Below are 16690 nucleotides of genomic sequence, written 5' to 3' on the forward strand. Positions count from 1 at the left end.
CATCAACTCTCCTTTCTACCTGAAAATTAACCTTGTCAATTGTGCTCCTTGTGGTTTATTATAACACCAGCTACCTTGCAATGAAAGGTACTGTTCAAAATAATTTTTCCGCATCCCTCACTGCTCTGATCATTCGACAAAAAGAAAGGAAATTTTACATGATGGGAGGAAATGATCAACCTCAAATCGAAATACAAACGGGACATCATGTTAAATCAGAGTTGCCACCTAAATACATCGGTATAAGAACAGGAGTGAACAGCCCGTGACTCAATTAACAAAATTCTCCTTGCGAAATCCCATCGCAATCCTCATCATCGTCCTACTGATCGCGATTGGTGGTGTCTATTCCACGACCAAACTCAATCAAGAGATGATGCCTGACGTCACCCCAGCGGCGATCTACGTCAACGTGGTGTGGCCGGGAGCTTCCTCCCAAGAGGTGATGAACACCGTCACCAAACCTCTGGAGCGTTCGTTGCAAAACGTCGAAGGGGTTCAGAAAGTCAACTCCAGTTCCTCCGATTCGGTTTCCTTCATCCGTCTCGAATTCGATCAAGGTGCAGACCGCGATCTGAAGAAGAGCAAGGTTGAGGAAGCGATTGCAAATGTCACCCTGCCACAGAACGCGATGACACCGAACATCATCAAAGGCGGTTCGAGCACCGTTCCGATCCTCTTCGCCGCGGTCGTCCCCAAAGGTTCGCTCTCGGCCGATGAATTCCAAGCGGAAGTTCGTGACCATGTCATCCCTGATATGAAATCGGTCAGTGGCGTCGGCGGTATCGAAGCGACCGGCCTGAACGCAACGAAGATCATGATCTCCGTCGACCCTGAGAAACTCAAGTCGCAAAAAGTAACCTACCAACAAGTTACCCAAGTGTTGCAAGGGCAAAATGTCAACGCTCCGCTGGGTGTCGTCACCCTGAACAAAATGAACGAGACCGTCACGCTCAACGGCGCGCTGGCCTCGCTCGATCAAATCAGCAATCTCTCCTTGAGCCCGAATCTGCGCTTGAAGGATGTTGCAAGTGTTCAAAAAGTCGAATCCACAGAGACGGTCACTACGGTTGATAACAAACCGGGCGTTGGCATCTCTTTAATGAAGAACATCGACGCGAACACCGTAAAAGTCGTAGCCGATCTCAAAGACATGATGGCTCAAAACAGTAAAGTTGAGCTGAAAGTCATCTACGATTCCTCGGAAGCGATCTCCGAATCGGTGTTCAGTATGGCGCGCGAAGGCGGCCTTGGTGCTGTGTTCGCAGCCCTGCTGATCCTGTTGTTCCTGCGCAACTTCCGCGCAACTGTGATCTCGGTCGTCTCGATTCCACTGTCGATCCTGATCACGCTGATCATGCTCCAACAGTTCCATATCGCGCTGAACCTGATGTCGCTGGCCGGGATGATCGTCGCGACCGGTCGTGTTGTCGACGACTCCATCGTCGTCATCGAGAACATCATGCGCCGTCTGCAAAATGAAAAAATGAGCTACGAACTGATCCTGGATTCGCTGCGCGAAGTCGTCAAAGCGATCACGTCCTCTACACTGACGACCGTCGCCGTATTTGCACCGCTCGGCTTGGTCAGCGGCCTGATCGGGATCGTGTTCGGCCCGTTCGCGATCACCGTCGTGCTCTGCCTGATCGCATCGCTGATCGTCTCGATCACCGTCGTGCCGATGTTGGCCTACCTGATGATGCGCAAGTATGGTTCGAGCAATCATGGCGATCACCAAGGCACGATGGCCAAGCGTTACAAAAAAGCGCTGGAATGGTCGCTCAACCACAAAGCCATCGTGTTGATCCTCTCGTTCGTCGTCCTCGGCGGCTCGATCCCACTGGGCATGAGTGCAGGCTTCACGTTCCTCCCCAGTGAACAGAACAAAGTCGTCGGCTTGACGCTGACATTGCCACGCGGCACCGACCTCACGGAAGTGCACAACGCAGCCAAGAACATCGACGAAAAACTGCGCGCCGACAGCCGCTCGGAAACGGTTGAGATGGTCGTCGGGACTCCGAAAGGCCAAGGCAAGGAAGCGACCGTTACCAATGTCACCAACTGGTACGTCCTCCTGAAACCGAACACCGATATCGTCAAGTACATCGATGAAAAGAAATCCGAACTGAAACCGAACCGTGAATTCACCACGCTGGAACTGTTCCAAGTTCCGAATGCAGCCAACGGTGCCGACGTACAAATTATCGTCAACGGCCCGAACAAGGAATCGATCAAAAAAGCGGCTGAGAAAATCACCGAGATCGTCAAAGGCGTTGAAGGCACCGAAAACGTCAAAAACAACCTGCAAGAAGGTCTCAAAGGCGTGGAAATCAAAGTTCGCCACGACGATGCCCTCCTGCACGGTCTGACCTCCGGTCAAGCGTCCCAGATGATCCGCCCGTACCTCACGGAGCAAAAGATCGGAACGATCTCCAACGGCAGCAAACAAGACGATCTGTTCATGCAACTGACCCCGGTCAACGGCATCCAATCGCTTGACGTGATCGCCAATCTGGAATTGGTCGACCCGACTGGCAAACTGTTCAAAGTCAAGGACATCGCAGATGTCCAAGAAGTTGAGCAACCAGGCGCCCTGCAACTCCAGAATGGCAATGAATACGCATCTGTATCTGCTGGGATCATCTCGGATGACAAGTCCTCCACGTCCAGCAAGATCAAGGATGCCCTGAAGGGTGTCACCCTCGAAAACGGCGCTTCCTACTCGCTGGGCGGCGCAAACCAACAGATCGCCAACATGGTCAAAGACATGATCATCGCCTTCATCATCGCCATCGGCGCGGTCTACATCGTCCTCGTCGTGACGTTTGGAGAAGGAAAAGCACCATTCGCCATCCTGTTCTCGATCCCGTTCGCGATTATCGGCTCCATGATCGGGATCAAGCTATCCGGCCAGCCGATTTCGTTGCCGTCGATGATCGGTTTCCTGATGTTGATCGGGATCGTCGTCACCAACGCGATCGTCCTGCTCGACCGTGCCAACCAGAACCTCGAGAAGGGTGTATCGATCCGCGAAGCACTGGTCAACGCAGGCGGCGTGCGTCTCCGTCCGATCCTGATGACGGCAATTGCGACGATGTTCGCGATTCTGCCGCTGACCTTGGGCCTCGGTTCCTCGATGGTCATCTCGCAAGGTCTGGCGGTCGTCGTCATGGGCGGTCTGATCTCCTCGACCTTCCTGACCCTGTTCATCGTCCCGATCATGTTCGAAATCCTCCACCGCAAACGCGTGAAGGTCGAACGTCAAGGCAAGAAATGGAACAACTCCTTGCAAGCATAATCAGCAAAGTAAACCCTTGGTCAGCTCTTGCTGATCAGGGGTTTTTTTATGCAAAAAAAAAAGCACCGGCCCTTGAGGGCACGGTGCTTTTTTCTCCTCTATTCCAAAGTGTCGAACAAGCCAAGAGCCGCGACGATGTCGACTTCCTCAGCGGAGATCATGTCGATCTCTGCGAGTGCTTGTTCGGGGTTTTGTGCGATGGCGCGCAGCACGTTGGCGTACTGTTCGGCCAGCATGCGGATCGTCTCTGGTTCGAACAGATCCGCATTGTACTCAAACGTACACCACAGCGTGTCATCCCCAGTCCGAATGCTCAAGGACAGGTCAAACTTGACCGCTTCATGGTCGATCAATTCGTACTCCAGTTCAAGGCCGCCGCTCAACTTGATCGGCGGAACCGATTTGTTCAAGTTGAACATCACTTGAAACACGGGGGTGTGGCCGGGAACGCGCTCTGGCTGCACAGCGTCTAACACTCGCTCGAAGGGAATGTCTTGGTGTTCAAACGCTTCCATCGTGCGTTGCTTCACCTGTTGCAACAACTCACGGAACGTCATGTCGGATGAGACGTGACTGCGCAAAGCCAACGAGTTGATAAAGGCACCGATCACCCCGTGAATTTCCGCAGGTCCGCGCCCGGAGATCGGGAAGCCGACGATGATGTCCTCCAAAGCGGTGTAGCGGTAGAGCAAGGTCTGGAACGCTGCCATCATCGTCACGAACAAGGTGACTTCCTCGTTGCGGCTCATCTCTTGTACCTGCTCAGGCAGACCTTCTTGCAAGAACAGATTGTGGTGTCGTCCTTTGGAGGTGCGCACCAAGGGTCTTACATGGTCAATCGGCAACTCCAGCACCGGCAACGGGCGGCTGAGTTGCTTTTTCCAATACTCCACTTGTTTGTTGACGCGTTCCTCGGTCAGAAACTCACGCTGCCAAACGGCATAGTCGATCACTTGGACGGGCAATTCAGGAAGCGTTGGGACCCCGCCACGGCTCAGAGTCTCGTACAGGGTGGCAACTTCTTGGACGAATACACCTGTCGACCAGCCGTCGAAAACGATATGGTGCACCGCCACGACCCAGAGATGTTCGTGCTCCCCGATGCGCAACAATTGTGTGCGGATCAACGGCAACTCCTCTAGATTGAACGGTTGGCTGCAGACCTCAAAGGCGAGGCGTTGTTCTTCCTCCTGTCGCTCCCCTGCCGCGAGGACGGAGAGATCGACGAGCGGGATCGGCAAGTTCAACTCCGAGGTCACACGTTGTTCCGGTTGCCCCTCACTCGTAACTTGAAACGTCGTGCGCAACGCTTCGTGGCGTTTGATGCACTCGTTGAGGCTGCGTTCCAAGAGCTGCGGTTGGAAGGGCCCACGGAACCGCACCGCAACTGGGATGATGTAGGCAGCACTGCCCGACTCCACCTGATCAATCCACCACATGCGCTGTTGTGTGTAAGACAGCTCATAGCCATCACGATCGCGCGGGACGCCAGGGATCGTTGCCGATCCCTCGTCCGCCGCTTGTTTTTTTGCCAATTGTTTCTCTAACAACTCCCGCTGCTTGGGAGAAAGTGACGCCAGACGGGCTAGAAGTTTCTCATTCATCGTCGCTCTCCTGTGTGGCTGCAGCTTCTAACAAGGCTTGCATCTCGTCTTCATTGAGATCGCCCAATTCCGCCAACAGGTCTGCCAATTCTTCGTCCTCAGACAGTTCGAGGTTGCTGACCATCTGCTCGTGTAGGGAGGCAGCCAGTTCGGCAATCGTCGGGCCTTTTAGCAATTCGACGACGGCGAGTTTGACATCAAGGCCTTTTTCTAAGTTGACGCGCAACTCAATCGCCAGCATCGAGTCCAGACCCAAGGAGTTCAGCGGTTGGTCGTTGGTCAGATTCGCACGGTTCAGACGCATGACATGTGCTACTACGTCTTGCAGATGTTCTTCCAGCAGCGCCAGTCGTGCGGCATCGTCGCTCTCCGCTTTCCAGTGTACGAGGAAGTCCGTTCCTTGGTTGTCAGACTGACCTTCCGATGCGTTCTGCTCCTCGGCTGCAATGTCGAAGATCATCGCTGGAGTCATGCCGCCCGGGTAGTTATTTTGGGCGACGACCGACCAGTTGGCAATGCAGACAATCAAGTTGGGCTTGTTGTTCATCAGCAAGTTCCCGAATGCTGCCAAGCCTTTCTCCGGCGAGAATTGGTACATCCCACGGCGGTCGAAGAACTCGATCAGGTCCAGTTTGGTTGCCATCCCGACTTCGGCCCAAGGTCCCCAGTTAATGCTGCAAGCAGACATGCCTTGCGCTTGGCGGTCATAGGCGAGGGCATCGAGGAAGGCGTTGCCTGCCGAATAGTTGCCTTGGCCCGGGGAGACGATCTGGGATGCGAGCGAGGAGAACATGACGAAGAAATCGAGTTCTCGCTGTGCGAAGTACTGGTGCAAGTTCCACGACCCGAACACTTTCGGGCGCAGGACGGTGCTGAGGTCTTCCAGTTCCATTTGCAACAACATCTGCGGACGTGCCACCCCTGCAGAGTGGACGACACCGCGAATCGCCGGATAGCCCTCCGCTTCGTATGCGGACAGTTTGGCGAACAGGTCCTCGCGATCCGTTACATCACAACCGATCACATGGATGCTCGCGCCTAACGCTTCCAGTTCCTTGACGGCAGCGATGCGCTCTCCAACACGGCTCTCGGCGTCATAGTGCGACCAGTCTGTGCGCGGCGGCAAGGCTTCGCGACCAAACAGCACGACGCGGCGTGCGCCTTGTTCAATCGACCAGCGTGCCACTTGGATGCCGAGTCCCCCGAGCCCGCCTGTGATCAGGTAGGAGGCATCCGGACGGAAGACAGGTGGCAACGGCAAGGTGAGATCCCCACAGTCCTTGACGCGAACGACATAACGCAGTCCTTGTCGGAACGCGATCTGATCTTCAATCGTCTTGCCCAACACTTCCTCCAGAACCAGCGCCGCATCCGTAGCCGGTGCAAGGCTTTCGGTGTCGAGGTCGATGATCCCACCCCAGAGGTCGGTATGCTCTTGGTGACCGATGACGCGCGCCAGTCCCCACAGCGGAGACTGTGCCACTTGCAGGCGTTCCGTGGTTCCCAATACAGGTTGTGCACCACGCGTAACCAACCAGAGCAGTGGCGAGTGGCGCAGCGTGCCTTGTGCCAACGCTTTGACGAGCAGGAGAACGCTCGCACTACCGATCTCTTCGGCGTGACGGAGATCGTCCAAGGTTGCTTGATCTCCAGATTGCGCATCGAGGCTCCAGAGGTGGACGATGCCTTTGAACGGTGCTTGGCCTTCCCCCTTGGTCCACTCCACCAGACGCTCGTAGTGATCGCTATCGATCGGATTGAGGGTTGCGACGCCATCCGCCAGATTCCAGTCGCTGCCACGCTCGATGCGCAGGACGCTGTCACCACGCTGGTTCAAGTCTTGCACCACCGCATCGCCTACACCTTGACCTTCTGTGAAGACCAGCCACAGACCGGCTGGTTGTGCAGCGGCTGCCGCTTCCTCCGGTTCAGGACGCGCTTGTTCCTTCCATACCAATTCGCTATAGGTGATGTTGCCGCCACTTCCGCCTTGCGATTCATCGCGCAGAGATCGCGCTTCACATTGACCGATCTCCATCAGCAGGTTGCCCTGTTCGTCGATCAGTTGGATGTCGCCGGTGAGCAGCGTGTCGGTTTGCCCGGTGATCTTTGCGTGAATCCACATTTTTTGCGTCATCGGGATGTTGCGGTAGTAACTGCGGCGCATCGCTGTCGGCATGTAGACGGAGCTCTCCGCACTGTTAAACGGAAGGGCCGCCGCGAGAACTTGGAAGCAGAGGTCGAGCATCGCCGGGTGGACATGGTATTGATCGATTTCCGCGAGCAGGAGCTCATGAACTTCTACTTTTGCCAAGGCTTCTCTTGCCCCTTGCCAGAGCTGAGAGATGCCTTGGAAGGTCTGCCCGTATTCCAGACCGAGCGTGCGGAAGTGTGCGTAGCATTGTTCCTTCGGCACTTCGTGCGTGATGCGCGCTTGCAGGACTTCCATGTTCGGGTTCGCGATGGGGAAGAAGTTGATCGGGCGGAAAACCCCTTTGGCATGTTGCGACCATTCGAGACCGTCGTAGTTGGACGAGCGGTAGATCCCGATGTTGCCATTCTCACTGTCCATGCGAACCTGCAGCTTGATGGTCTCCTCTTCATTCAGGAACAGAGCTTTGTTGAATTCGACGTCCTGCACCATAACTGCTGGGTGTCCCTTGCCAATCGAGTTCCAGACGGTCGCGATCATCATCTCAGCATACCCAGCGCCTGGGAAGACAATCGAGCTCTGGATGCGGTGATCTCCGATCCAGTGCAGGTTTTGCAGGTTGATGTCCGTTTCAAACACCGGATGCGGCGCACGAACGGTACGTCCGAGCAACGGGTGCAGGTCTTCGCCTAGTCGCTCAGCTCGCGAACGATCCGACTCGTGCCAGTAGCGTTCGCGTTGCCACGGATAGGTCGGGAATTTCACGCGGTTGCCGTCTGCGAAGAACTTGTCCCAGTCGACCGCTACGCCTTGGGTATAGAGCCCGCCGAGGGCATCCAAGACTTGCGGCAGTTCAGGTTCATTGCGGCGCAAGGAATTCAGCGTGACGCCTTGCTTTTCCAGAAGTGCGAGGCATTCGCGAATCGAGGATGCCAGCACCGGATGCGGCCCGACTTCGACGAACACTTGGTAGCCGTCTTCGATCATCCGCGACATCGCGTCTGCAAAGTACACCGGCTCCCGGTTGTTGCGCCACCAGTAGTTCGTGTCCAGCTCCGAACCTGTGATGAAGCCACCCGTGACGGTCGAGTAGAGCGGTGTGGTGGTATCTTGCAGTTGGACGACACCCATCGCGTTGTAGAACTCGTCTTTTAGCGGCTCCAAGTAATGGCTGTGGTACGGTACTTTCCCGGTCAAGAAGCGGCAGAAGACTTGCTGTTCTTGCAACGGATTCACGATTTTTTCCAACGCCTCGGGATCGCCAACCAGCGTCACGGAGCTTGGCGAGTTGATCGCTGCGAACGAGACGTGGTCTTCGTAGCCCGCCATCGCTTGCTTTGCCTGTTCCATCGGAAGTCCGAGCGCGACCAGACGGCCTTGGCCGGTGGTTTTTTGCTGCAAGCTGCTGCGGTGGTAGATCAGACGCACCGCTTCGTCGAGCGTCATCGCGCCCGCTTCATAGGCAGCCGCCACTTCGCCAGCACTGTGGCCGATGATCGCATCCGCCTGTACTCCCCAGGAGCGCCACAGCGCAGAGAGTGCGACTTGGATCAGGAAGTTCGCCGGTTGGGCGACTTCGGTCTCGATCATACGGGATTCCGCTTCTGATTTCAGCATCTCGGCCAGCAACGACCAGCCGGAGAGCGCTTGGAATTTCGCATCGATCTCTTCGGCCACGGAGCGGAACAGGGGCTCCTCCTGCAGCAATTGATGACCCATGCCCCACCATTGCGGGCCCATGCCGGTGTAGACGAACGCCACTTTCGGAACGCCGCCGCGCGGGACTTGACCTGTGGTCAGGCCCGGTGTTGCTTCGCCGGTTTGGAGCACGGTCAGTTTGTCGATCAGGTCTTGCTTGGAGTTCGCGACCACTGCCGCACGATTCGAATGGTGCGCGCGGTGGTGGGTCAACGTGTAGCCGATGTCCGTGAGCGAGACATCGCTTTTTTCCAAGCGCTCGATCAGTTTGCCTGCGTACTCGATGACGCCCTTCTCACTGCGGGCTGAGAGCGGGACGAGCACGGTCTTGTCCTGATCTTGGGTGCGTCGCACGTGTGCGGAAGGCGCATCTTGCAGGACGACGTGCGCGTTGGTACCGCCGAAGCCAAACGAGTTGACCCCTGCCAGTCGCGGGCCTTCCACGGTCGGCCACGGGGTGTGTACGAGCGGGACGCGCATCTTGAGTTCGTTGAAGTCGATTTTCGGGTTCGGGTTTTGCAGATGCAAGTGTGCCGGGATCTCGCCGTGTTTCAAGGCAAGCGTCGCTTTGATCAGCCCGGCGACACCCGCCGCTGCCTCGGTGTGGCCAAAATTGGTTTTGACCGAAGCGATGTAGCAGGCGTTGTCGAGGGTACGGCCTTCCTTCAAGACGGTGCCCAGTGCGTTGGCTTCAATCGGGTCGCCAACGGGCGTCCCGGTTCCATGCGCTTCCAAGTATTGAATCTCATGCGGTTGCACGCCTGCGCGTTCCAAGGCTTCCCGGACGAGCAATTGTTGTGCATCGCCGCTCGGGACGGTCAAGCCTTCGCTGTGACCGTCTTGGTTGCAAGCCGTGCCACGGATGACCGCGTAGATATCATCGCCATCTGCCAGCGCTTGCTCGTAGGGCTTGAGCACGACCACGCCTGCGCCTTCACCGCGCACATAGCCATTCGCGCTCTCATCAAACGTCTTGGAGCGACCGGTCGGCGAGAGCATTCCCGCTTTGGATTCGGCGATCGTGATGTTCGGCTTGACCATCACGTTGACACCACCGGCGACCGCGAACGAGGTCTCCCCGTTCAGCAAGCTCTGGCAGGCGAGATGCACCGCCACAAGCGAGGACGAGCAGGCCGTGTCGACCGCCACGGACGGGCCGCGGAAGTCGAACACGTAGGAGAGGCGGTTGGCCAGCAACGTCATCATCACACCTGTCGCGGTATGCGATTCGATCACATCTTGGTTGCTCTCGGTAAATTGCAGACCTTGGTAGTCGAGGGTAAACCCACCCATGTACACGCCCGTTTTCGAACCTGCCAAGGTTTCGACGACCAGACCGGCGTCCTCAAGCGCTTCATACGTGGTCTCCATCAACAGGCGTTGCTGCGGGTCGAGCAGTGCGGCTTCACGTGGCGAGATGCCAAAGAAGGCAGCGTCAAACTGATCGACTTGATCCAAAAACCCACCCCACTTGGTGTAGGTTTTGCCTGTGGTGGAACGGTTGGGGTTGAAGTAGTGTCGGCCCCAACGATCTGCTGGTACTTCGGAGATCGCGTCCACCCCTTCTTTGAGCATGGTCCAATAGCTTTCTGGGCTGGTCACACCACCTGGGAAACGGCATCCGATACCAATGATAGCAATCATGTCACGAGTTTGACTCTCTTTCAAAAAACTCTCCTCCTTAGGTTTGCACGATGAGGTGAACTTCGGATTCAAATAGGTTCATCAAACGCTGAATGGTCTCTGAATCGTAACGTTTTCCGGAGAATTGGAAGCCCATCGACAGTTTTCCATCGCGAATCCGTCCACGTATCAAGATCTCAAAGTGATTTTCACTGTCTGCCGGATGGTTTTCTACAAATTGATGACCTGGCGACCAGTCCAAGGTCAGCGAGCGCATGTTGTCGTACTGGCCAAAGAAGTTATAGCAGATCTCTGGCATGCGGAAGTTCTCAAACACTTCGCGCACCGCTGCGTCCTCACTCAGGTAGCGCAGCATGTTGAACGAAGCCCCGCCATGCGGAAGTGCACCCATGTTCTCTACGACTTGCGAAACGGACTCGCGAATCGATTGATTCTCCGCGATCTGCGCATAGAACGGATACACGCTGGTGAACCAGCCGACGGTGCGCTCAAGGTTGATTCCGTCGTCCTCCACGATCTGGTCGCGACCATGACCTTCGGTCGCCAAGCCGACCCATGTCTGTCCTGTCCACTTGGCCACGGAGCGCAGCATGGTGGTCAGGAGGACTTCCTTGATCGAGGTGCCATACCGCTCTGTGACTTCGGTCAGCAGTTGGGTCGTGGTCGTCTCGTCGATGTTGACAAATAGTTCTAGACCGTCAGAGATGAGGTTGGTTCCCGCTCTGTTGTCGACGGCGATCTCGATCTCCCCAACCACGTCGAGGAACGGTTTCCAGTACGCAAAGGCGCGCTCGCCTTCCTTGCCGTTCATGTGGCGTTGGCTCACTTGCACCCACTCGTGATAAGGTGTCGACTTCGCCGGGAGTTTCGCTTTTTCCCCACGCTCTAAGCTCTCGTAGAGATAGATCAAGTCTGTGGTCAGGATCCGGCTGCTCACCATGTCGGTGACGAGGTGGTGAATGACCCAGATCAGACGGCACTTGTTGCCACCGAAGTTCAGCAGGGCAGCATTCATGACCAAGCCGTTGGAGAATTTAATGTTCGATTTGAGTTCAGCTTCCACTCGTGCACACTCAGCAAGCACTTCTTCGTGTGCCGTTTCCGGGTATTCATAGACCTGCAGTTCGAAGTTCGCATCGTTGGGATCGAGGAGTGTCTGGATGACCTGACCCTGTTCGAAGCTGTAGGTGGCGCGCAGCATGTCGTGTTGATGCATCAGCATCTCCAAAGCCTGTTGCAGCAACGTTGGGTCGACCCGTTTGATCACGTCGAGAATCAGGGCCAACAGGTAGTACTCGCGGTCGGTGTTCTCCAGTTCGAACAGATGCTGTTGAATCGGTCCGAGCGGGACAACACCAGTGACGGGTGCTTCCTGTTCAAGCGTTTCGTCCACGAACAATCTGTGGAGTTCGACGTGGTGTGCCAGTTCGGCGATGGTTTGGTATTTGAAAAGATCGGGCGTCTTCACGCGCAGACCCTCGCGGTTGAGCACAGATACGACTTGCATCGAGATGATCGAGTCGCCCCCGACGCTAAAAAAGTTGTCGTGAACGCTGACTTGCTCCCGATACAGACATTTCTCCCATGCGGTGGCGATCTTGGCTTCCAGTTCGTTTTGCGGGGCCACGTAGCCGATCGACTCCACGTGCACTTCGAAAGTGAGCAGCTGTTTGCGGTCGATCTTGCCGTTCGGGGTGAGTGGCATCTCGGCGAGACAGACGATCTGGGCAGGCACCATGTAGTCGGGCAACTGGCTGGCGATTTCGGCGCGAACAGCAGCGGTGTCGAGCTCCTGCCCGGAATGCGCCGTGCAGAACGCCACGAGTTGGTGGTTTCCGTTCGCCAGTTTCTGTGCCACGACTGCACCATCATGGACACCGGTTCCTTTCAAGAGACAGTCTTCGATCTCGCCGATCTCGATGCGGTAGCCACGGATCTTGACTTGATCGTCACGACGACCGATGAACTCGATGGTGCCGTCTGGAAGCATCCGCGCCAGATCTCCCGATTTGTAGAGCACAGCTTCTGGCTCCGACGAAAGTGGATTCGGGATGAACGCCTGTGCGCTGCGCTCCGGTTGGTTGCGATATCCGCGCGCCAAGCCGACGCTCTCGATGTGCAGTTCGCCAATCGCGTTGACCGGACAGGGCTTCAGGTTGTGACCCAGGATGTGGATGCGCGTGTTCGCGATCGGTGTGCCAATCGGAATGTACACCTGTGTCTCTGGCACCAGATGATCGATGGTGTAGACGGTGGCACAGACGGTCGACTCCGTGGGGCCGTACGCGTTGATGATCAAGATCTGCTCGCCGAAGCGGCGTTGCCATGCCCGCACCACTTCGCCCTGCAGGGCTTCCCCGGCGACGAAGATGCGCTTCATGGTGCTGAACTTCGCGAGGTCATCGTCGTGCAGATGCTGGCTGAGTTGGTTAAAGAAGACAGTCGGCAACGTGACAGTAGTCGCCTGCGTGTTGGCCACAACAGCCGAAAACTCTTCCACCGAATGACGCTCATCCTCTGCGAGCAAGTACAGATGTGCACCGTTCAACAAGGCCGGGAACATCTCCCAGACAGAAGCATCGAAACTAAACGAGGCGAACTGCAAGATCGTATCCTCCGGGGAGTACCCGAATCGGTCTTTTTTCCACTGCGTGAGGTTGGCAACACCGACGTGGTGCAATTCTGTGCCTTTCGGAAGCCCGGTCGAACCGGACGTGTAGATCATGTACGCGAGGTCTCTTGCTCCGGTGATGATCTCCAGATCGGAGGTCGCCAAGTCGGTTGGCATGTCTTCGAGGCAGAGCACTTCGTCAGACTCTTGCAGGCCCAGCGCCTCGACCGTTCCCCGACGGCTGAGCAAGAGCAAGGCACCGCTGTCCTCGATCATGTACCGCACGCGAGATTCCGGATAGCGCGGGTCGATCGGCACATAGGCTCCACCCGATTTCAGCACACCAAGGATCGCGACAACCGCCTCGATTCCACGCTCCAGCAAGATTCCGACGATGCTCTCCTTGCCAACGCCGCGATCTCGCAACAGATGGGCAAATTGGTTGGATCGCTCGTTCAGTTCGCGGAAGGTCAGCGTCTGAACTGCATCGGAAAGCGCAGGAGCGTCTGCGTGCATCTTCGCTTGCGTGTAGAACAGTTGGGGAATCGTCTGCTCGGCCGGGAAGTTCGCTGCCGTATCGTTCAGGCGTTGATACAGAGCCTGCTCGCTCTCGATCAGCAGGCTCAAGTCCTGCAACGACACGTCCACATGCGCGACAAAAACTTCCAAAATTTTACTGTAGCAAAGTGCGAAACGCTCCATAGTTTGGGCGAGGAACAGGTCGGTGTTGTATTCCATCAACACCGTCAAGTGGTCGTCTCCCTCGTTGTTGATGATCATCGACAGGTCGAATTTGGAGACGTTGTGCCCGAGACCGCGCGTCTCATCCAAAGGCGGGGTGAAGCGAATCTTTTGCTCCAGATGTTCCTCGACGCCCCCCGCATAGCGGTAGGTGAAGAAGGTCGAGAAGATCGGCGAACGGCTCATGTCCCGCTCTGGATTGAGTTGTTCCACCAATTGGTCGAATGGATAGGACTGGTGTTCGAAGGCATCCAAACTCTGCATCGTGACTTGCTTCAAGAGGTCGCGCAACGTCTGCACGCCGCTCATGCGGGTGCGGATGACAATTGAGTTCGCGAAGAAGCCCATCGTCGATTCCAGTGCTTCCATTGTACGTCCAACGACCGGAGTTCCGACGAGGATGTCCTCCTCTTGGCTGAGATGGTGCAACAGCAACTTGAAAGCTGCAAGCAAGAGCATGTTCAGCGAAACGCCTTCCTGCTGGGCAAACGTGCGGACGCGGTATGCCAACTCCTCTGACAAGGGGAGGCGGAATAAGCTCCCATTGAAGGTCTGGATCTCCGGGCGTGGGAAGTCGGTCGGCAAGTTGAGCACCGGCAAAGGCTTGGCAAGGGTTTTCACCCAGAACTGCTCCTCCTGTGCCCATCGTCCGTTCTCGCGCTCGCGTTCGTACCACTCTACGTAGTCGATATACTGCACCGGTTTTTTCAGCGCCGGCGCTTGTCCTTCGGCGATGGCGTGGTAGGCTGCGGACAGTTCCTTTTTGAACAAGTCCAAACTCCAACCGTCGGTGATGATGTGGTGTTGGTTGAGGTAGAAGTGATACTCGCCCTCGTCCAACTTGAACAGCATTGCTCGCAAAAGTGGCCCCTCTAGCAGATCGATCGGCGTGTCTTGGTCGCGAATAATGAGCTCCATGCCGTATTGCATTTTCTCTTCGCGAGAGAGTTCCGTCCTGTCTTCGTAGTGCAGCGAGAACTTGTGGTGCTTGGCGACGACTTGGTACGGCTTGCCCTCGATCTCGGTGAACACGGTGCGGAACGCGCTGTGGCGGTCGACCATGTATTGCAGGGCCGCTTGCATCCATTCGACGTTCACGTCGCCCTTCAACACGTAGTGCGACGGCATGTTGTAAACCGTCGAAGACGGGTCGAATTTGTACAAGAACCAGAGGCGTCGTTGGGTATGGGACAGCGGGTAGTACTCCTGGTGAGATGCCGTCGGTATGTCAGACTGTTCTTGCTCTCCTTCTGCAATTCTGCGCATGCCGTCGATGTGCGCCACAAAGTCGGAGAACGTCGGGTATGTGAACACGTCGCGGATCGGGACGTTTAGATTCAGAACTTTTTGTATCCGCGATTTGATCTGGATCATCATCAGTGAATCGCCGCCGAGAGTCAGGAAGTGGTCGTCTGGCTCGACTTTCGAGAGTCCCAAGACTTCCTTCCAGAACATCGCCATCAGGTCTTCGGTCGGAGAGTTCGCCAAGACGGACTTCCGGCTCTTCCCCTCCGCGCTTGCCTCCGATGCGGCTTCGGAGGTTGTGGCCACTTCGAACTGCGCGGTCTGCATCGCCTGCGGTTGGAGCGAGATCCAGTAGGACTTGCGCTCGAACGGATAGGTCGGCGCATGCACCCGGCGCCGCTTGTAGTCTTGGTCCAACAACTTCCAATCGACGCGGACTCCTGCCGACGAGATTTGCCCAAGGGAGCTGAGCATCGGTTTCCATGCGCTTTCCTTGCGGTTGAGCGAACCGACCACCAGTGTGTTGTCGGTCATGGATTCGACCATCGTTTTCAAAACTGGGTGTGGACCGATCTCGACAAAAACGGTCACGCCCTGCTCAATTAGCACCTCCACGCCGCGCGCGAACTGCACAGGCTCCCGCATGTGGCGGCCCCAATAGTTCTCGTCGAGCACGATCCCTTGCATAACTTCCGCAGTAAGGTTGGACACCAGCGGAATTTGGAGCGGCTTGAACTGGATGTGCTTCGTGATATGTTCCTTGAACGGGCCCAGAATTGGGTCCATCAAGGGCGAGTGGCCCGCGACAGAAATCGGCAACCGCTTGTGGACGATCCCATCCCGCTCCAACTGAGCGGTCAATTCCTCAAGCGCAGGCACACGTCCGCTGACGACCAGCGACTGCGGACCATTATGCGTCGCGACGGAGAGATGCTCGCGGTGTGGTTCCAGATAGTTGCGGATCGTCTCTGCGTCACAGAGGATAGAGAGCATGCCGCCCGGCTCCATGCCTTCATGCATCAGACGACCGCGTTCGGCCACCAGCGGTAGGGCTTCCTCAATCGTCATCGCCCCAGATACTGTGGCCGCGACATACTCGCCGAAACTGTGACCGAGGATCAAATCCGGCACGACCCCCCAGGACATCCACAGTTTGGCGACCGCATATTCCAACACGAACATCGCGGTTGTTGAGATGTAGATCAGGTCCAGTTCGTCCTTGAATTTCGGGTTGAACATGTAGTGCAGGAACGGAACCGGGTAGTGCGGTTCTACAATGGCGATGCACTCATCCACCGCCGCTTTGAACACGGAGGAGCTTTCGTAAAGCTCCTGCCCCATCCCTGTGTATTGGTTTCCTTGGCCGGTGAAGAGAAAGGCGACCTTCGGTGCCTTTTTTTCCGTGTGATGGAGGTAACTGATCGCGCCCATGACTTGCCCTGATTCCAATGGCATCTCTGCCGCTTCCAGACAAAGTTGCTTCAATTCCTCGCGGTTGGAAGCGACCACGTTCAAGCGGTGATCAAATTTTTTGCGGCCGATGTGCAACGTGTACGCCAGATCTCCAAGCTCTTGGTTCGGTTCGTGGTCGAGATGTTGACCGAGCTTCAAAGCCGCTTGGCGAACTGCTTCTTCACTTCGCGCCGACAGATTGAAAAGGTGATGCGATCTCTCTCGCTGTTTAGGCATCAAGGAAG

Annotated in this window: 4 protein-coding genes; 1 reads left to right on the forward strand and 3 read right to left on the reverse strand. The window is 56.3% G+C overall.

The genetic code is table 11. The annotated features are described in order from the left end of the window. Positions 1-265: 265 nt before the first annotated feature. On the forward strand, positions 266-3298 hold the full coding sequence (locus C7459_RS02480; RefSeq protein ID WP_170119218.1) for an efflux RND transporter permease subunit: 3033 nt from the start codon (positions 266-268) through the stop codon (positions 3296-3298). Between the two features lie 98 nt (positions 3299-3396). Here the strand turns inward: C7459_RS02480 and C7459_RS02485 are convergent, their stop codons facing one another. The 3 genes from C7459_RS02485 to C7459_RS02495 are packed head-to-tail and all read right to left on the reverse strand — an operon-like array spanning position 3397 to position 16682. Continuing rightward, complete coding sequence (locus C7459_RS02485; protein WP_109685996.1) at positions 3397-4902, reverse strand: condensation domain-containing protein; 1506 nt, start codon at positions 4900-4902, stop codon at positions 3397-3399. Further along, the gene (locus tag C7459_RS02490) at positions 4895-10420 is read right to left on the reverse strand and encodes a type I polyketide synthase (protein ID WP_245884368.1); all 5526 of its coding nucleotides are present in this window, start codon (positions 10418-10420) and stop codon (positions 4895-4897) included. The genes C7459_RS02485 and C7459_RS02490 overlap by 8 nt, the downstream gene beginning before the upstream one ends. A gap of 13 nt (positions 10421-10433) precedes the next feature. Next, a complete protein-coding gene (locus C7459_RS02495) occupies positions 10434-16682 on the reverse strand; it encodes a non-ribosomal peptide synthetase (RefSeq protein WP_170119219.1) in 6249 nt (2082 codons plus the stop codon). Positions 16683-16690: the final 8 nt, after the last annotated feature.

The sequence above is a fragment of the Tumebacillus permanentifrigoris genome, from assembly GCF_003148565.1.
Lineage (GTDB): Bacteria > Bacillota > Bacilli > Tumebacillales > Tumebacillaceae > Tumebacillus > Tumebacillus permanentifrigoris.

What these genes read in the sequence shown, in the direction of transcription:
- C7459_RS02485 (WP_109685996.1), bottom strand. Translation starts at nt 4,902, where the DNA reads ATGAATGAGAAACTTCTAGCCCGTCTGGCGTCACTTTCTCCCAAGCAG.
- C7459_RS02495 (WP_170119219.1), bottom strand. Translation starts at nt 16,682, where the DNA reads ATGCCTAAACAGCGAGAGAGATCGCATCACCTTTTCAATCTGTCGGCG.